At 68.1% G+C, this 17,090-nt stretch carries 17 protein-coding genes; 4 read left to right on the top strand and 13 right to left on the bottom strand.

Features of this window, described 5'->3' with window-relative positions; translation table 11 throughout:
• Positions 1-132: 132 nt before the first annotated feature.
• The gene (locus ABT057_RS24990; RefSeq protein ID WP_352345801.1) at positions 133-528 is read right to left on the bottom strand and encodes a DUF2267 domain-containing protein; all 396 of its coding nucleotides are present in this window, start codon (positions 526-528) and stop codon (positions 133-135) included.
• Between the two features lie 101 nt (positions 529-629).
• On the bottom strand, positions 630-1,064 hold the full coding sequence (locus tag ABT057_RS24985; RefSeq protein ID WP_352345800.1) for an Hsp20/alpha crystallin family protein: 435 nt from the start codon (positions 1,062-1,064) through the stop codon (positions 630-632).
• A 134-nt stretch (positions 1,065-1,198) separates the two neighbouring features.
• Here ABT057_RS24985 and ABT057_RS24980 point away from each other — a divergent pair, with 134 nt between their 5' ends.
• Positions 1,199-1,876 carry a type III effector protein gene (locus ABT057_RS24980; protein WP_352345799.1) on the top strand — a complete coding sequence of 226 codons (678 nt, stop codon included), beginning with the start codon at positions 1,199-1,201 and terminating at the stop codon, positions 1,874-1,876.
• Between the two features lie 186 nt (positions 1,877-2,062).
• Here the strand turns inward: ABT057_RS24980 and ABT057_RS24975 are convergent, their stop codons facing one another.
• Both ABT057_RS24975 and ABT057_RS24970 read right to left on the bottom strand, forming a co-directional pair.
• A complete protein-coding gene (locus tag ABT057_RS24975) occupies positions 2,063-2,761 on the bottom strand; it encodes a tectonin domain-containing protein (protein WP_352345798.1) in 699 nt (232 codons plus the stop codon).
• A 285-nt stretch (positions 2,762-3,046) separates the two neighbouring features.
• A complete protein-coding gene (locus tag ABT057_RS24970) occupies positions 3,047-3,211 on the bottom strand; it encodes a hypothetical protein (RefSeq protein WP_352345797.1) in 165 nt (54 codons plus the stop codon).
• Positions 3,212-3,395: 184 nt separating this feature from the next.
• Between ABT057_RS24970 and ABT057_RS24965 the strand changes: the two genes are divergently transcribed.
• Positions 3,396-4,046, top strand: a complete 651-nt coding sequence (locus tag ABT057_RS24965; RefSeq protein WP_352345796.1) for a uridine kinase family protein — start codon at positions 3,396-3,398, stop codon at positions 4,044-4,046.
• A gap of 12 nt (positions 4,047-4,058) precedes the next feature.
• Here ABT057_RS24965 and ABT057_RS24960 read toward each other — a convergent pair whose 3' ends face one another.
• The 9 genes from ABT057_RS24960 to ABT057_RS24920 all read right to left on the bottom strand — a co-directional run bounded on the left by ABT057_RS24960 (position 4,059) and on the right by ABT057_RS24920 (position 14,210).
• Complete coding sequence (locus tag ABT057_RS24960; protein ID WP_352345897.1) at positions 4,059-4,661, bottom strand: sugar O-acetyltransferase; 603 nt, start codon at positions 4,659-4,661, stop codon at positions 4,059-4,061.
• Between the two features lie 365 nt (positions 4,662-5,026).
• A complete protein-coding gene (locus ABT057_RS24955; RefSeq protein WP_352345795.1) occupies positions 5,027-5,533 on the bottom strand; it encodes an aromatic amino acid lyase in 507 nt (168 codons plus the stop codon).
• Between the two features lie 514 nt (positions 5,534-6,047).
• A complete protein-coding gene (locus tag ABT057_RS24950; RefSeq protein ID WP_352345794.1) occupies positions 6,048-7,106 on the bottom strand; it encodes a methyltransferase in 1,059 nt (352 codons plus the stop codon).
• Between the two features lie 13 nt (positions 7,107-7,119).
• Entirely contained in the window at positions 7,120-8,043 is a 924-nt protein-coding gene (locus ABT057_RS24945) for a TauD/TfdA dioxygenase family protein (RefSeq protein ID WP_352345793.1), read from the bottom strand.
• Between the two features lie 50 nt (positions 8,044-8,093).
• Positions 8,094-9,335, bottom strand: a complete 1,242-nt coding sequence (locus ABT057_RS24940; protein WP_352345792.1) for an ATP-grasp domain-containing protein — start codon at positions 9,333-9,335, stop codon at positions 8,094-8,096.
• Positions 9,336-9,486: 151 nt separating this feature from the next.
• Entirely contained in the window at positions 9,487-10,668 is a 1,182-nt protein-coding gene (locus tag ABT057_RS24935) for a GNAT family N-acetyltransferase (RefSeq protein ID WP_352345791.1), read from the bottom strand.
• Complete coding sequence (locus ABT057_RS24930; RefSeq protein ID WP_352345790.1) at positions 10,665-11,726, bottom strand: hypothetical protein; 1,062 nt, start codon at positions 11,724-11,726, stop codon at positions 10,665-10,667. Before ABT057_RS24930 ends, ABT057_RS24935 begins: the two co-directional genes overlap by 4 nt.
• 57 nt (positions 11,727-11,783) lie before the next feature.
• The gene (locus ABT057_RS24925; RefSeq protein ID WP_352345789.1) at positions 11,784-13,166 is read right to left on the bottom strand and encodes a DUF6002 family protein; all 1,383 of its coding nucleotides are present in this window, start codon (positions 13,164-13,166) and stop codon (positions 11,784-11,786) included.
• 132 nt (positions 13,167-13,298) lie between these two features.
• Complete coding sequence (locus ABT057_RS24920) at positions 13,299-14,210, bottom strand: 2-oxoglutarate and iron-dependent oxygenase domain-containing protein (RefSeq protein WP_352345788.1); 912 nt, start codon at positions 14,208-14,210, stop codon at positions 13,299-13,301.
• 635 nt (positions 14,211-14,845) lie between these two features.
• On the opposite strand from ABT057_RS24920, the gene ABT057_RS24915 reads away from it, so the two are divergent.
• Together ABT057_RS24915 and dpgA are read left to right on the top strand one after the other, a co-directional pair.
• Positions 14,846-16,003, top strand: a complete 1,158-nt coding sequence (locus tag ABT057_RS24915) for a glycine amidinotransferase (RefSeq protein ID WP_352345787.1) — start codon at positions 14,846-14,848, stop codon at positions 16,001-16,003.
• A 26-nt stretch (positions 16,004-16,029) separates the two neighbouring features.
• Positions 16,030-17,088, top strand: coding sequence for a 3,5-dihydroxyphenylacetyl-CoA synthase DpgA (dpgA, locus tag ABT057_RS24910; protein WP_352345786.1), 1,059 nt, complete (start codon positions 16,030-16,032; stop codon positions 17,086-17,088).
• Positions 17,089-17,090 lie beyond the last annotated feature (2 nt).

Here is a 17,090-nt window from a genome sequence, read left to right as displayed (position 1 = left end):
TGCCGACGGTGGACCGGCACGGCTCCTGCAGGGGAATCGTCGGTGACGCGGTTGCCTTTCTCGTGCGAGGTGATCGCGAGGCGGTGGCCGGCGGCTCGCCCGGTCAGGAACAGGGGTTTCGCCGCTCGCGGGCTATACGCGCTGGGGATGGCCGAACAGCAGGTCGTAGCCCACCGGGAGTTGGAGCAGGATGCGGCGGGTGAGTTCGTCGCCCGCGGCGTCCGAGGCCACGCTGAGCACAGCGCCCACGTCCCAGGCCGCGGTCTGTTCGGTGGCTCCCTCGATCCACGCGGCGGTGGCCCGTACGAACCGCTCCGGAGGGAGCGGCTCGTGCGCCTGGAGCGGATTGAGCAGGAGGAGTGCCAGTTCCTCCGGGAGCCGGGCCGCCAGTTCCGCCCGTACCTCGCCCACCAGGTGCGCGCCCAGCAGCGCCAGCACCGTGCGGGCCGCCCGCTCGGCCTCCTTGGTGGTCTCGTAGTCGCCGCGTTCCTTGACCTGGTCCAGGAACGCCTCCCATCGCATGGTCATCACGGCTCCCTTGCTTGTGCGGCGGCGAGCGGAGGACCGGGGGCGGGGGGCGGCCGCGGGGGTGGCCCGCTCCCCCGCCTCCGGCGCGGCCGGGAGGGGACTCAGCCGCTGATCTCCTTGTGCGCGGAGCCGCCACCGATGGCGATCTTGCGGGGCTTCGCCCGCTCGGCGATCGGGATGCGCAGGGTGAGCACACCCGCCTCGTAGTCCGCCTTGATGTGCTCCGTGTCCAGGGTGTCGGCCAGCACGACCTGGCGGGAGAAGACGCCCAGAGGCCGCTCGGAGAGCTCCATCTGCACGTCGTCCGCCTTGGCGACGGGCCGCCGCTCGGCCTTGACGGTCAGCATGGTCCGCTCGACGTCGATGTCGATCGCGTCCGCGGAGACGCCGGGCAGATCGAAGGCGATCACGTACTCCTCGCCCTCACGGTAGGCGTCCATCGGCATTGCCGACGGCCGCGTCCAGGTCCCGGTCGTGTTCAGGAGCTGCTGGGTGAGCCGGTCGAGCTCACGGAACGGGTCGGTGCGCATCAACATCGTGAAACACCTCCAGTTGTTCAGGTCAGGCACGTTGCTGCCAATGCGGTTCACCTGCCTTCGTTGTAACATGTCATCCAAGTGATGACAAGCAGAACGTCACCGATATGACGACCAGGCTTCCGGGAGGCTCCATGACCGACGATCACCCCACCCCCCAGGCCCGCGGTCTCACTCCCACGTCCTTCCTCGCCGCCGCCGCGGCGCTGAACACGATCCACGAGACCCTGCGTACCGCCCGGACATCTCGGGACGGGGAGGACCCCGAGCCGCTCCAGGCCAGCTCGGAGGAGGCACTCGCCGCGCTCCTGCTGCTCCGCGAGGTGCGCGATCAGCTCTCCGCGTGGGAACCGGGCCTGATCGAAGAGGCCAGGGACGCGGGGGCAAGCTGGGCCGACCTCGCCCATCCCCTGGGCGTCTCCAGCCGCCAGGCCGCCGAACGCCGCTACCTGCGCGTGCGCCCCGGACACCCGGGGTCCACGGGCGAGCAGCGGGTACGCGCCACCCGCGACCGCCGCGCCGCCGACCGCACCGTCACCGCCTGGGCCCGCGCCAACGCCGCAGACCTGCGCCAGCTCGCCGGCCAGATCACCGCCCTCACCGACCTTCCCGCCGCTGCTCGCACCCCACTCTCCGAGCTCACCGCCGCCCTCGCCGACAACGACGCGGCCGCCCTCGTCGGCCCCCTGACGGGCACGCACGTGTATCTGGCGTCCGACCACCCCGACCTCGCAGGGCGCGTCGATGACATCGCCCGCCACACCGATCGACTCCGCCGCCACAGCGGCTACGAGCACCAGAACAGAACCTGATCTCCGTGCCTGAACCGCTCCGGGACACGAACCCCCCGTGGGAGATCCCCCACCAGCCCGGAGGGGACCCCTTTTCACAAGGCCGACGGAACTGAGACCGGCGGTCGCCGCGGGCCTCTCCCGTCCTTCGCGAGTGCGGGGTCCCGGTCTCCGCGCACCGGGGCCCCGCACGGCTTGCTCACACGGTCAGCTCGGCTGGTCTCCGGTGTAGCGGTAGATTCCGCCGGCGGAGTTGACGACCCAGACGGTGCCGTCGGCCGCGGCGCCGACGTCCACCGCGCCGCCGGGGATGCCGGTCCAGGGGTTGGCGTCGTGTCCGGTGTAGCGGTAGATCTGGTCGGAGGAGTTGATGCCCCAGACGTTCGTCCGGGAGCCGGCGGAGATGCGGGACAGGCCGCCCGAGACCGAGACCCAGTCGGTGGAACCCTGATCCCCGGTGTAACGGAAGATCCCACCCGCGGAGTTGACGTGCCACACCGTCCCGTCCGCGGCCACACCGATGTCCACCGCCCGCCCCGGGATACCGATCCACGGGTTGGCGTCGTGACCGGTGTACCGGTAGATCTGCCCCAACGAGTTCACCCCCCACACATGGGTCCGCGACCCCACCGAGATGCGGGTCAACCCGCCTGCGACGCCCACCCAGTCGGTGGAACCCTGATCCCCGGTGTAACGGAAGATCCCACCGGCCGAGTTGACGTGCCACACCGTCCCGTCCGCGGCCACACCGATATCGACCGCCTTGCCCGGGATACCGATCCACGGGTTGGCGTCGTGACCGGTGTACCGGTAGATCTGCCCCAACGAGTTCACCCCCCACACATGGGTCCGCGACCCCACCGAGATCGTCGTCAGACCACCAGAGATCTGCTTCCAGTCAGCCACGTCTGTGCCCCTTTCACGTCGCACGTTGCACCCGGTACATGCGGCGCGACCGGGCCGCCCAAACAGCCTTATATACCGATTGACCTCCTAAAACATCCAGAAATCGATGTTTGGTGCTGATCCGCCCTTTGAGGCCATGGGAACCAGAAAGTCGGTGCCGTTTCCCGAAAGGCCGGAAACGCTGTAACCCACATGGATGCCGTGCTGACGGACCTGGGCGCGGCCCGGTGGACGTCCTGGGCCACTCTCCGGGCACGTCGGCCGACACCCCGACGGCCTGGCGCGCTACGCCATGCTGACGGGCTTCAGCCGCCACCATCTCGGCACCCTCGACCCCGAGGCCGTGGAGGAGCCGGCGACCAGCAGCCGTCCGAACACGAACCTGTTCCGCCACAAGACGCCGAGAGTCTTCAGGACGGCGTCCGCCGACGCCGAGTTGAGGGTGGACATCCGCACCGCACTCCCCCGCGTCCAGGCCCCGTGGCGCGGGTCGGGCGGCCGGTCGAGCCGGCCACGCTCGTCGCGGAGTTCGCCGGAATCCAGGCCTCTCGACCATCGCCTCGATAGGGTCGGGCGACCGGCGGACCGTCCGGGCAGGCCGGTCCGTGTCCTCACTTCCGGAGACAGGTTGTCGATGCGTCTGCGTCCAGGCGAGACCGAAGCCGTTGGCTGGCGGGTGGCGACCGTGCTCGACGTCGTCCGGCAGCTGCGCGACGCGTCACCCGACGCCACCGGACGTCCGCGGGTGATCGCGATCGACGGCCGGGGCGGCGCCGGCAAGACGAGCCTCGCCGAACGACTGCGCAAGGCGGTGCCCAACTCCGCCATCGTGCACACCGACGACATCGCCTGGAACCACGCCTACTTCGACTGGGGCACCGTACTCGTCGAGAACATCCTGCGACCTCTGCACCGGGGCGAGGCGGTGAACTTCCGCCCTGATGCCTGGACCACCCACGACCGGCCCGGATCGATCGCCATCCCCGCCGGTGCCGACGTCATCTGGGTCGAGGGCACCGGCATCATCCGCGAAGAGCTCGCCCCGTGGTTGGACGCCTCGGTGTGGATGCAGGGTGACCTCGACGAGCAACAGCGCTTGTCGGTGGTCCGCGACGGTGACTCCCCCGAGCAACGGGAGCACGTGGCGAACTGGCTGCTGGAAGAACTGCCGTTCATGCTGCGAGAACAGCCGTGGGCCCGAGCCACCATGATCGTCGCCGGCCCTCCGCAGATCGAACACGACCCGGACACCGAGTTGGTCGTCGCCCCGCCGACCGGCCATTGACGGACGCAACCCTCAATGTCCGGCAGTACGTGTGGTGAGGTCCTCGTCCGTGATGGAGCGGACCACCCGGCAGGGTGTTCCGAGCGCGACGGTCATCGGGGGAATGTCGCGGCTGACGACGCTGCCGGCGCCGATGACCGACCCATAGCCGATACGGACGCCGGGCAGGACCACCGCGTTGCTGCCGATCCACACCTTGTCCTCGATCACGATCGGCTCGGAGAATCGCGCGAAGTCAGTTCGTCGCGAGGGATGCACCGGGTGTCCCGTCGTGGTCAGTGTCACGCTGGGAGCGATCATGACACCATTGCCTATCCGGATGTCCACGTCGTCGACGAACGTAAGGTTCACGTTCCCGAAGAAGTCGTCACCGATGTGGACGTTGCTGCCGAATCCCGCGTGGAACGGTGGCAGCAGCACTGTGCGTTCACCGACCGAGCCGAAGATCGCGACGAGCAGCGATCGACGCCTCTCCGTTTCGCTCGGTGGTGTGTGGTTGTACTCGAAGATCTGCTCTGTGCGGCGCCGAGGGGCCTGAAAGGCCGCTTCCGACTCGGTGTAGACGAGCCCCTTGGCGATCCGGGCCAGGACTTCTTCCTCGTGACCATCCGTCACAGCGCGGCATTTCCCTTCGTCCGATTCCTCGGGCACGGGCCCGGCGCGCTCCCGGTCGGCCGCGCGCCCAGAGCCTACGTGCACTGCGAACGCGCCGTGAGTCATTTCGTCGGCGTGAGAACGCATCGGCGTCGCCGCGAGTCGGCACCTCCTCGAGGGCGGTGCGCGAGGCACGGCCGAGCCCGTCGCGGTGGCCCCGCGCCGCCGCCACGACGTCGGCCGGGCTCCGGGGGGCGGTCGCCGAGCACAAGCTCACCCTCGTTCGATTCCGTTCCGGCCACCAAGGGGGCCGCGAGAGACGTCATTCGGCCCTCTCCCGCGATCCCGCCCCGGGCTGTGAAGCGCTCCCCGAGCCGCGGTGCGGCTCACCGTCCAGGAACAGGTCCGCCCACGGGCGGGGCTGCCAGATCCACCGCCTGCGCGGCGACCACGGACTCCACGGCGAGCAACTGCCGCAGCCGGACGAGGATCGTGGTCAGCCGCCGTACGCCGAGCGCCGCGTTGGTCGAGTCGTCCTCGACGGCGTGCGCGCCGTGGCGGGGGTCGGTGCTCACCGGCACGGACAGCATGCGGATCTCGGCGACGAGCGCCTGCGCCGTCTTGGCCAGCGGGGCGAACCCGGAGCGCTCCGGACCGTACGGCGAGAGGTTCGCGGGCAGTCCGCTGACGGCCGGGTCGAGCAGCCGTCGCATGCGCTCGGCGGAGATCGACGCGGTCTGTGTCAGGGCCAGCGCCAGGCTGTCGAAGGCGAGGGCGAGGGCCGGGGGGTGGAAGTTCCCGGACGAGACGATTTCGCCGGTGTCGGCCAGGACCACCGGGTTGTCGCTGCAGCCGTTGAGTTCCGGCCGGAGCGCGGCGTCGGCGAAGTCCACGCGCCGGGCGTTGCGGGGTCGCCCAGCTCCGTGCTCGACCGGTGAACGCGTCGGCGTACTGCAGACAGTAGGTGTCACATCCGTCGATGTCGCCCAGCCCCGCGCCGTACCCGGCGGGTACCCAGTCAAGGCAGCCGCGCGGCCCCGCCGGCCGAATCCGCAGGGCGCCCCAGTTCGGCCGTGCCCGCCCGCCTTCGGTTGCTTCGCCGTCGGCTTATTCGAGTCCGGCCTCGGTGGCGATCTTCAGGGCGGCGGCCACCAGCAGTGGCCGGTACTGCTCGCGGTGTCCGCCGTCAGGAACGGTCCGCATGTCCCAGTCCTCCCCCTGTCTCACTGGCATCAGGGTGGAAGCACTGAGCGATCTACTGCGAGCTACGCGGCAACTGTCTCGGACGGAGACGGGAACCGTTGCCCGTGACCTTCGGCATCGGGCCGCTCGATAAGTTCTCCGTCCCGGGGCTCATCTGATGGGGCGCATCGAGGCCGTCTGGTTCGCGCTCGGTCCTGTCCAAGGTCATGGCTTCACCCCGATGTGTAGACCGTGTTCGTACGGGAAGTTCCCAAGGGTCTGGACCTGGCCGTAGCCAGCACGCCGTAGCCACCCTTCGTAGTCGCACGCCGGGTAGGCCATGCCTTGACCACTGGCCAGAGCATTGAGGTAGAGCGAGAGGCGGGCGGAGTACCAGCCTTCCGTCTCGTTGTCCGACGCGTTGTACCCGTAGACCAGGACTCGACCGCCGGATGGCAGAACGTCGTATGCCTTCCCCAGCAACATGGTGATCTGCTCACCGGAGAAGATCTCCAGTACGTGACTGAAAAGTACGGTGTCGTGGCCCTCCGGGAAGGGATCGGTGAACAGGTCTCCGGGGTGCACGGTGACCCGGTTCCCAAAGTCCGGCACGGTCGTCCGTTCGGCGAGGCGTGACACACTCGGGATGTCGAAGATGGTCGAGGTCAGTTCGGGATGGCGTGCCACGAGTCGGGCACTGGTAGTGCCGTCGCCGCCGCCCACGTCGAGCAGTCGGCGCACCGCCGTGAACTGGCCGCTGTCCACCAGGGCGTCGACGCTGCGCAACGTGAAGGCCGTCATGGAGCGGTGGAAGACGGCCTCCAACTCCGGTTGGTGGGACAGCCTCTGATAAAGAGTCGGCTCGTTGCCCGGGTACCCGGACAGGGCTGTGTTCGTACCGGCCTTGAGGGCGTCGGTGAGGCGGGCGAAAGCGGGGTAATACACCTCCCGCCAACCGACCAGAATATTACGCCAGTTGTCGGGCTCGTCGCCGGTGAGGATGTCCTCGGCGACGCTGGAGTTCTCATACTTGCCGTCGCGCCGTACCAGTAGCCCTGTCGAGCACACGGCATGCAGCAGCACCCGCAGTGAGTGTGACGGCAGGCCGGTTGTGCCCAGAAGATCGTCGAAGGATGCCGGGCGCCCCGACAGGGCGGTGAACAGATCCAGCTCCAGGGCAGTGGTCAGGGCATTGAACAGGGCCGGGGCGTTCACCAGGAGATGGAAACGCTCCAAGAGGGGGTCCACCGATCCCTCATCCTCGGTCGTCGGAGCAGAGTTCATCGCAGCAGAATCCTCATCGGTCGGAGGGCATGACGAGGGACGGAGACATCTCGGGGATCCAGCTCCGCACGGGCTTCAACGGCGCGGAACCCGCCATGGCACGGTGGATCAGACGCGACGAAGCACCGTGATCCAGTACATAGTTGTGCAGAAGCCGGACGTTGTCCCACAGCGCGATGTCACCCTCGGCCCAGCGCCACCGCACCGTGCGCTCGGGCACGAGGGTGTACTGCATGAACAGCTCGAGAAGGGTGTGGCTCTCCAGATCGGACAGCCCCTCGATCACCCTGACGCAGTTGGGGTTCAGGACCAGGGACCTGCGGCCCCCGGCCTCCTCGTCGACAGCCACGAGCGGTTGACTCACCACCGGCATCTCCAGCAGCTTCTCGCGCCGGAGCGAATCGGCCCCCGGTTCCAGCCAGTCGGCATAGAGGAGCCGCACATCATGAGGACAGCTCAGGCCGTCGGCCAGGTCGCGCAGCGGTGCGGACAGCACCGCGTAGGCGCCCGCCAGGTCGGCGAAGAGCGTGTCTCCGCCCACCGGCGGCACCCGCGCCGCCTGAAGCAGAGAGTACGTCGGTACCTCACGGACGAACGTGCCATCCACGTGCCAGTTGGTGCCGTGCCGGTTGTGAGCGTCGCGGCAGCGGACGTCCTGCGGTCGTACCCCTCCTGTCTGGTTCGCGAGCACCTCGGGGTGGTCCGGCAGTCCCGGCTTGAGCGGGTGGGCGGGCAGCACGTCACCGAAGACGCCGGCTAAGCCGACAAGGGCTGCCGGATCGGTCGACTGGCCGCGCAGGAACAGCACGCCGTGCTCCCTGACCAGATCGCGCAGCACGTCGGCATCGGCTGGTCCCGTCTGGCGCACATCGAGCCCCGACACCTGTGCGCCGATGCTTCCGGTGAGTCGATCGACCTTCCACGGAGCGTTCCTCATCTGGCTTCGTCACCTCCTGTTTGCGCCACCACCGCTCCCCGCACGAGCGGTCAGTCGCTTCCCGCGAGCACCACGTTCTCCATCGCGCCGCCCTGGGCCACCCCGATCACTCCGCTGCGCCCGTCCGGGTAGTAGCGCGCATAGACGCCGCCCGCCCGGCCGCCGAAGAGGAGCGGACTCAGCACCGGGGCGACCGGGGCGCGGTACGGCTCCGTGCCGGGGTCCGCAGCCATCTCCAGCTCGTAGCGAGCCGGTTCCACGTACTCCTGCACGATGGCGTCACGGGCGCCCAGCGCCCGGGTGACGTCCGCCTCCCACTGGGCCGACGAGCACAGGCGACCGATGACCACACCACGGCCCATCATGCCCACCGCCGGCTTGAGCACGAATGACTCCCGCCACACGGTCAGGAGCCGCCGTAGGTCCTCCGGCTCGCCCTGCCAGTCGACCTTGCCGTCCTGGGCGAGTCGCGTCCACGGCACATACCGGTGCACCAGCCGCCGGTCGTCCTCGGACATCCAGCCCTGGCCCTCCGACAGCCAGGCCAGCAGACGTTTGTTGGCCACGAGGTAGCTGCTCTCCGGCGGGTAGAGGACGCAGCCTGCGGCGATCAGGGCATGCACCGTGTCGAGGGACTCGCCGCGCGAAACCCAGTCGGCGGGCGCGAAGTAGCGTAGGGCCAGGGGGAGTCGCAATCTGCCCGGACGGCCGATCGCCCCGGGGAGGTCACTGGGCTCGATCACCTCCGCGAGGAAGCCCCGCCCACGCAGGTAGGCGGCCTCGCCGTCGAAGTAGCGTGTGGTCTCGCCCCTGCGGTCCACTCGATTTCCTACCAGCGCCACCGCCTTCGGCAGTCCCAGCTCGGCGCAGACCTTCTCGAACAGGTCGGCCCGTGCAGCGAACGGGTCGTCCACGGTGAAGGGCAGCGTGGGAACTGATCCGCCGTAGAGACGGGTCCACGCCTGCCCAAATCCGTGCGCCTCGGTGGGACCGCCGAACGCCCCACTGACATTGAACTCCAGAAACCGGGGACCATCAGGTCCGATCACGACGTCCGGGCGCGCCATGGTGGCACAGTGCCGCAACTCGAACTCGTCGTCGTCGACGAAGAACGGGAACGAGTGCGCGGTGGGCCGTACCCCCAGGGCATCCAGCCTGCCCTGCCGGGTGGGCGCCGCCTCCAGCAAGGCCCGGCGCAACAGGCCCAACAGGTCACGTGAAGCGGTGAACAGCTCGTCGTACGACTGGCGGGAGACCGCGAAGGGCTCCAGGGGCACTGGCTGGACATGCACCCATGTTCCGCAGTCAGCCAGCTCGTGGCGGAGCACCTGAATGATGTCGTCCGCGTGACTCCGGTGCGTTACCGGAAACGGACGGGCAGCGAACCACGGATGGGTTCCCAACTCCTCTTACACCAACCTTTCGTGGCGGGAAGGGGCACGACTACTGCTGTGCGAGCCAGGTCGCCGGTGGCGTGTCATGCCTGGGCGGAAGAGGCGCAGCCCCATCAGGGTGTAGGAACGTATCGAGGTCGAGATGCACTGCGCTCGCCATGCCCGCGGTTCGCCAGGGCAGGCCTGCTCGCGCCGGTCGTCGGCCGTCGTGGAAGTAGACCGCTGTCAGCCGGTTCCGTGTGTCGAGAGCGATCATCGGGTTCTCGACGAGGAAGCGACGTACCGGCTCGGTGTCACGGACCACGGTGACTCGCAGACGTTTGTGGCGGAAGTGATTGGCGGGCAGAACGACTTCGGGATGGAACTTGCGTTTGAACTGGAAAGTCCCCTTGCTGATGAAGGGTTCGCAACCGCCAAGGTCGACTCGTGCCATACCGTGCTGCGCGGCCCATTGCAGGACGTGGAGAAACAGAGCGGTGTAGGTGCCTCCCCGGTAGTGGGCGGGGTCGCCGTCCGCCACACCGACCAGGCGCAGAACCAGCGTCTTGCCGGCAGGCTTCACCCGGCACAGGGCTCCCACCACGCGCTCGCCCGACTGCCGCAGGAAGAACAGCATCCCCTTGCGGAAGATTTCGGCGCGTGCGATCGCGCGACCTTCCGATCGGGCGCTGCCCCCGTGCCGGGCCCGCATGGTCGGCATGTGCATCCGGTCGTAGAAGTACGCGAAGTCGGCGTCTGTACCCGCCACTTCGAGGTTCCATCGGCTGCTGCGCTGCTGCCGGGCGAACTGCTGGCGGTCCTTGCGGGAGACACGTTGCAGAACGTCCGTCCCGTCGCCCAGCGCCACCACTAGCGACACCCGGAAAGGCAGGGTGAGGGAGCGGGCCTGCGGAAGATGACGGGCGTGTCGGGTGTCGTGACCAGTGATCACCAGATCGGCGTCCGACCCGGCTGCTTCTGTGGAGAGACTGTCCCAGCGGCGGCGGGACGACGTCCGTGCCGCCGCCGAGGCAGATCCGGTTTGTTGTTCGAGAAACGGAAGCGTCAGATGGATACCTTCGGGCAAGCCGGCGTATACGAGGTTCGGTGTGCCGTCGGCTCCGCGTGACTCCACCCAGACCGCATGGCGCGAGGTCACGGCGTCGACGGACCGGTGGGCTCCGCGGATCAGAGCGCCTTCTCCGTTGCGCCACAGGTAACCACTGGTGGTCCAGAGCCGATCCACCATCATGTGGGACCCCCGCGGCCCGTGCCACGTCCGGAGGTGGCCGTCGCCGGTTCGCCGGCGGGCAGCGTGCGCAGCCGGGTGCGCAGCACGGCCAAGCGGGCTCGCGCGGTGTCCAGTTCCCGGACGGGGAATCCGTCCACCAATTCGTGAGCACCTGCCAGGCGCAGTAGGTCACGAACACGTTCGGTGAAGCGGACCGTGCCGTCGACGACGTCGACGCCGTCCCGCGCTCCCACCCGGCGGTTCCACGCCGTCGCGGCCCCTTGGTCCAGGTCTGCGGGCAGGGCGAGCTCCAGCCGTCCGTCACGTACCCGCACCGGGTAGCCGCCCGGCAAGCCCCACGGTCCCGGCACACTGGTGTCCAAGTCGATGCCGTGCAGTAGAGCCGTGATCAGGCGGGCGGCGGTCTGCCCGGTCACCAGGTTCAGCTGCTCGCGCCGAGTCGCTCGCATCCGGGCCAGATACCGGGCCGGATCCGATACCTGTGTGTCATCCAGCCAGACTCGTGCCTCGTCCTCGGGGGTACGGGGCCGGGCGAGGTGGACATGGTGCGCCAGGACCCGTAGCCGTCCGGTGTCGTGCACTTCCAGGGCGTGCGCGAGCGAAGCTGCCACGAGCCCCGCGTTGCCGACCCCGCACAGCACCGGCAGGCCCAACGCGTCCAGCACCGGGTTGACCGCGTCGGGGAAACAGGCGTTGACCAGGCGGGCGTCGGACCCGGTGGCGACCACTGCGCGTGCGGCGCGCGCGGCAAGGTCCGCCTGTAGGGGAAGAGTGAGGCCGAAGCCGGTCGCTGTGACCAGATCCGTCCACGCACTGGGCGTGCGCTCGCGCTCCCAGGGAGAGTGCGATGAGGCACACACCAGCACCAGGTCCGGTGCACCCTCGGCGACCAGCTGCCGCAGATCCTGAGGCTGCTGGCCGGCGTGGGCGGCATCGAAGGTGACGGTGCTCTGCGCGCTGTGCGCCCGGACGCCAGCGACATGGGCCAGCTCCGCGGCGGCCTGTGCCCTGCGGCCTGCGATGGTGACATGGAGGTCTCCGGTGCGCGCATGCGCCAAGGCACAGCACACCGCGGTAGCCAGGGAACCTGTACCCAGCAGGAGGAGACGCGGCATTCAGCCAACTCCGACGGCAGCGGCCACGTCGGCCTCGTCGTGCACCCAGTGGAAGTCACCCTCCTGCAGCGGTTCGTAGTCTCCGTGGGCGTACGTGCCCGAGGCGTGGACCACGATCGTCCGGTCCGCGCCGATGAGTCCGCGCCGCACGCCCTCCCGAACTCCCGTCATCGCCATCAACAGCGACCATTCCGCGAGCCGCTGCGGATCGTCGGGGAGCGGGATTCCGGCTTCGGCCAGATCACCGGCAATGGTCGCGTAGTGGTCCAGGCACTCTCGCCGGGAGACAACGATGCCGCCGCCACCGAACTTGCCGATGATCTCGTTCATGCGCTCCGAGGTGACGGGCCGGTGCGTATAGAAGGTGGGGTCGAGTATCTCGTTCGGGGTGTCCGTCACGTAGGGGAAGCAGGGGTCCCGGTCCTGGCGATACAGCTCCGCCTGCGTGTCCCACGCGTAGGAGGGCGCGTTGCGGCGGTCGAAGCTGCCGAACCTCTGACTGAGCACCATGTCGGGGATGTGCAGGTGCTGCACGAGAAAGGACTCCGGGCGCTGCCCGCCGGCCGCCTCGCCGGTGGTCTCCAGGATCTCCCGGCCCGTGTGGTAGCCGAGCAGCCCGAAGGCGCTGGAGACGGCATGCGCGTGCATGCGTACCTCGCCGGGGGCGATCGGGTCGACGTCGTGCTCGAAAAGTGCTCGGGTGGTGTCGGCCACCATGTAGTTGGCCAGGTCCAGCGAGAACCACAGCCGGCCGCCGGTGCGCCGCGCCCAGTCCGCCGCGTGCGCGTGCACGAAGGCACGGGTCAGCGGCTTGACGTCCTCGGCCTGCTGGCCCGTGTAAATGAGGACGGGGTTGAGCGCGCGCAGTTCGGGGTCGGTGGTCAGTCGGCTGCGCCGCAACTTGTCCCGGCACACGGCTGGGCAGACCGTCACCACCCGCAGCTGGTGCGGCTCGGCGAGGCCGAGGTCCAGGGCACGCAGCACGGCGTCGCGCAGTGCGGTGCCCTTGTTGGCGGAGGTGGGGGTGATCAGCACGACCGGGACTCCGGTGCGGCGGACATGTGCGACGGCCCGGGCCACGATCAGCAGCGATGCCAGTGTCTTCGTGGTCCTCGTGCCAGGGTTGCCGGTAAGGTCCAGCAGCCGCATCCGGCGCCCGTCCAGATCCGGGAGCGGGCGCCAGGAAATGGCTGCGGGCGAGAAGAACTCTCTTGTTCGTGCGTCCAGTTGAGGAAACTCGAAGCCCGGCTGGAACCCCTCCGGGTCCGAATGCTCCGCGCGCTCCTGGCCGCAGGCACTCACGATATCGGAAAGCCGGTGATAGTGGTCGAGGACCGGGTTTCGTGATACCGCCCCGGTGCTGGGATTCGTCGTGGTCGTCATGCTCCGGACACCTGCCCGAAACGCGCTTTGAGAGCGTTCACTGTGGCCCTGTACTCTCTGTCGTCGAGGTGCCCTCGGCGCTGGTCCGCGGGCGGAAGCGGCGATCTGCGTTCACACACCGGAGAGCCTGCGTCACCTGCCGAGGATCGACCTCAGCACCGCCACATAGTCGGAACCGGTGTCCAGCGGTGCGTACTTGGGAGGTTCGGCCGGGCCTGTGAGCGCCTCCAGCGGAGCGACGACGACGCCATAGTCGGGCCGGTGTTTGTACTGGATGGACATCCGGTCACGGCGTACGGCGCTCACCCGGTGCGGGGCCGCCCTGTGCAGCCCGTTCGACCAGCGCTGTACATAGTCGGCCAAGAAGACGAACAACGCGGAGTCCACGCTGGGCACTTCCAGCCACGTCCCGTCGGTGTCCCGCACGTCCAGACCCGGTTCGTCCTGGTCAAGGATGGTCAGCAGGGACAGGTCGACATGGGGCGACATCGCGTAGTCGACCTTCGAGCCGACACGGGACAGGTGGCTCGCGCCGTAGTAGTTCAGGCCGAGACGGTGCAGCGGCGTGCCCAGGTATCCGCTGAAGAAGTCCTCCTCCAACCCAAGGTCCAGGGCACACGCGGCGATAAGTCCGTCACCCAGTCGTGTCAGGTGGCTGAAGAGTTCCAGGGACTTCGGAAAGTGCTCGTGATAGAAGTCCACCGACTCCAGCAGCGCCAGGTCGGGCGTGGTGTTGCCGATCCGGTACTGCTCACAGGCCTCGGTGCCGGAGTGCGTGCGGCTTTTCTCCCTGCCGAGCCCGCGATAACCCAGGAACTGGGACTTCTCCGTGGCGTCGTATTTGCTTTTCTCCTCCGACGGCAGCCGGTAGAACCTCCGCATCTCCGCGTAGACCTCTTTGACGAGTTCAGCAGGCACACCGTGGTTGTGGACGAAGAAGTAGCCCTCCCTTCGGCAGATGCCGCCGATCTCGTCGGCAACAGCTTCCCGGTCCCTCGAGGTCCATCCGTCCGCCGGCCCCGGCAGTTGTACGTGCGGTATCACTCCGGTCCTCCCGAATCGTGCTTGATCGAGGGTATTGAGTTGCGCACGCCGACCATCCGGCCCAGGAACCGCGTGTCCGCGACGGCCGACATGGCACCACGGACCAGTTGCAGGCCCAAATCTCTAAATGGAGGATCGATATCAGCCATGACACACCGACATGGTGCGTGTACATCATGGTCGCAGAGCACTCGGCCGTCGGACGCGTCTGCCACGGACGATCCGCTCGGCGGACGAAGGGCAGCGATTTTTCACAGCGCCCGGTCATCCTGCGAGGCGTCGGGGACGCCGCACAACCCCTGGGGGACGGGTTTCGGACAGCTTCAAGAGAGGCTCACGCGCACCGTAATGCGACCGTAATAATACCAGTTGGTTGACACATCTTTCCCTCGAATCTTCCCGTGGTGTGGGTGGGATCCGTGATGAATAGCACAGCCGAAGTACCGGAATGAGATGGCCGAAACCGTTGGGGACGCCCTCGACTGCGGTCTTCCCATGGTTCGGCGCATGTCCAACACTGAGAGCACCCAGCACTTGTGGTGTCTGAAGGTGTGCGGCTGTCTCACGCGTTTGCCCGGTGCTTCTTCCAGCCGGCCGTCCCCGCGAGGCTCATGATGAGATCGATGGAGCTCCCTATGACGCTCAACAGCTTCGACGAATGGTCGCCCCTCAAGGAGGTGGTGGTCGGCTCCGCCACCAACTACACGTCACACCAGCGTGAGCTGTCGTTCGACCTCTTCTTCCACGACAACATCGCCGGCGACAACTCCGCGCGCTCCGAATGGTATTACCCCCGGCTCACGGCCAGAGGCCATGCCGAGTCGGCCCCCAAAGGGACGATTCCCATCAAGCAGCGGTACGTGGAAGAACTGGCAGAGGATCTGACCGGCATCGAGGAAGCCCTCACTGCGCTCGGTGTGACCGTGCTCCGCCCGATGGACGTGGACGCGAGCACCGCGGAGGTCCGCACCCCCGCCTGGAGCGCGTCAGTCGTTCCCCCACTGAACGTCCGGGACAACACTCTCATCGCCGGCGACGAGATCATCGAGACGCCGCCCATGATCCGTTCCCGCTACTTCGAGACGCAGTTCCTCAAGCCGGTCTTCCAGCGGTACTTCGAACAGGGCGCACGCTGGACGGTCATGCCGCGCCCCCTGATGACCGACTCCTCCTTCGACCTGTCGTACGCACGAGTCAGCACGGTCGGCGGCCCGACGGAGCCCATCGCCGATCCGCAGCCCACCTGCTACGACGTCGGCACCGAGATGATGATCGACGGCGCGCAGGTTCTCAGGCTCGGCCGGGACCTGGTGGTCAACGTCTCCACCGCCAACCACGCCCTCGGCTGCGACTGGCTGGAGCGCCACCTGGCGGGTCGTTTCCGCATCCACCGGGTGCACCGGCTCAGTGACAGCCACATCGACAGCATGGTCCTCGCACTGCGTCCCGGCACTCTGCTCGTCCGCTCGGCTGCCGTACGCGACAAGCTGCCCGAGGCACTGCGCTCATGGGACCTGATCACTCCGCCGGCCCCGGAAGGCAACCACTTCCCGTCGTACGACGACAGTGATCTCGTCCTGGCAAGCCCCTTCATCGACTTGAACGTCCTGTCCGTCTCCCCGGACACCGTGCTGGTCAACGACGCCTGCCCAGAGCTGATGCGCACGTTGGAAAAGCACGCTTTCACAGTGGTGCCCGTACGGCACCGGCACCGCCGTCTCTTCGGCGGCGGCTTCCACTGCTTCACCCTCGACACGGTGCGCGAAGGCGGCGCCGAGGACTACCTGTCGTGATGGCGGAACACCCGGGACGAGAGGACATGCCCTCGTCCGCACAGCTCGTCGGCGTCGGAACCGCGGTGCCCCCCGTCTCGTACAGCCAGCCGGAGCTGTTGGAGTTGTTCGGAGTCTCCGATTCGGCTATCCGCTCCATCTTCCTCAACAGCGCCATCGAACGGCGTGGCCTGACCCTGCCGCCGTCCCTGCCCAACCGTCCTGGCCAGGCCGAAACCCAGGGCGAACTGCTGGCCAAGCACACGAGAGAAGGTCTGCGGCTGGGCCGGGAAGCGGTGCTCTCCTGCCTGGCCGACGCCGGCCGGGAGGTGACGGATGTGCGCCACCTGTGCTGCGTCACCTCGACCGGTTTCCTCACTCCCGGGTTCTCCGCCCTGCTGCTCAAGGACATGGGCGTGAGCACCACGTGCTCCCGCCTCGACGTCGTCGGCATGGGCTGCAACGCCGGACTCAACGCGCTGACCGCTGTAGCGGCATGGTCCCTGTGCCATCCCGGTGAACTCGCGGTCATGGTGTGCATCGAGGTGTGCTCAGCCGCTTACGTCTTCGACGGCACTCTGCGCACCTCCGTGGTCAACAGCCTCTTCGGCGACGGCGCCGCCGCGGTTGCGGTGACCGCCGGCCTCCCGGATCCGGCGTCTCCTGGCCCGCAGTTGCTGCGCTTCGGCAGTCGGACCATCCCCGAGGCGGTGGACGCCATGCGCTACGACTGGGACGACGAACGGCACAAGTTCAGCTTCGGCCTCGATCCTCAGGTGCCCTATGTGGTCGGCGCCCACGCGGAAGAGACCCTCGGACGGCTCCTGGACGGCACCGGCGTGACCCGGTCGGGTGTGACCCACTGGGTGGTGCACGCCGGGGGGAAGAAGGTTGTGGACTCGGTGCGCGTCAATCTCGGCCTGAGCCGCCACGACGTCCGGCACACCATCGGGGTGCTGCGCGACCACGGCAACCTGTCCAGTGGCTCCTTCCTCTTCTCGTACCAACGGCTCGTGCAGGAGGGAAAGGTGACGGAAGGGGACATCGGGGTTCTCATGACCATGGGCCCGGGATCGACCATCGAAATGGCCCTTGCACGGTGGTGACG

It is taken from the genome of Streptomyces sp. NPDC002588 (assembly GCF_040295925.1).
GTDB lineage: Bacteria > Actinomycetota > Actinomycetes > Streptomycetales > Streptomycetaceae > Streptomyces.
Note: the sequence above shows the minus strand (reverse complement) of the source record. Positions and strands in the feature narration are given on the sequence as shown.

Excerpts from the sequence above, each read along its gene's own strand:
- ABT057_RS24925 (WP_352345789.1), bottom strand. The coding sequence starts at position 13,166 with ATGACGACCACGACGAATCCCAGCACCGGGGCGGTATCACGAAACCCG.
- dpgA (WP_352345786.1), top strand. The coding sequence starts at position 16,030 with ATGCCCTCGTCCGCACAGCTCGTCGGCGTCGGAACCGCGGTGCCCCCC.
- ABT057_RS24945 (WP_352345793.1), bottom strand. The coding sequence starts at position 8,043 with ATGAGGAACGCTCCGTGGAAGGTCGATCGACTCACCGGAAGCATCGGC.
- ABT057_RS24965 (WP_352345796.1), top strand. The coding sequence starts at position 3,396 with ATGCGTCTGCGTCCAGGCGAGACCGAAGCCGTTGGCTGGCGGGTGGCG.
- ABT057_RS24990 (WP_352345801.1), bottom strand. The coding sequence starts at position 528 with ATGACCATGCGATGGGAGGCGTTCCTGGACCAGGTCAAGGAACGCGGC.
- ABT057_RS24970 (WP_352345797.1), bottom strand. The coding sequence starts at position 3,211 with ATGTCCACCCTCAACTCGGCGTCGGCGGACGCCGTCCTGAAGACTCTC.
- ABT057_RS24935 (WP_352345791.1), bottom strand. The coding sequence starts at position 10,668 with ATGATGGTGGATCGGCTCTGGACCACCAGTGGTTACCTGTGGCGCAAC.
- ABT057_RS24950 (WP_352345794.1), bottom strand. The coding sequence starts at position 7,106 with ATGAACTCTGCTCCGACGACCGAGGATGAGGGATCGGTGGACCCCCTC.
- ABT057_RS24980 (WP_352345799.1), top strand. The coding sequence starts at position 1,199 with ATGACCGACGATCACCCCACCCCCCAGGCCCGCGGTCTCACTCCCACG.
- ABT057_RS24915 (WP_352345787.1), top strand. The coding sequence starts at position 14,846 with ATGACGCTCAACAGCTTCGACGAATGGTCGCCCCTCAAGGAGGTGGTG.
- ABT057_RS24985 (WP_352345800.1), bottom strand. The coding sequence starts at position 1,064 with ATGTTGATGCGCACCGACCCGTTCCGTGAGCTCGACCGGCTCACCCAG.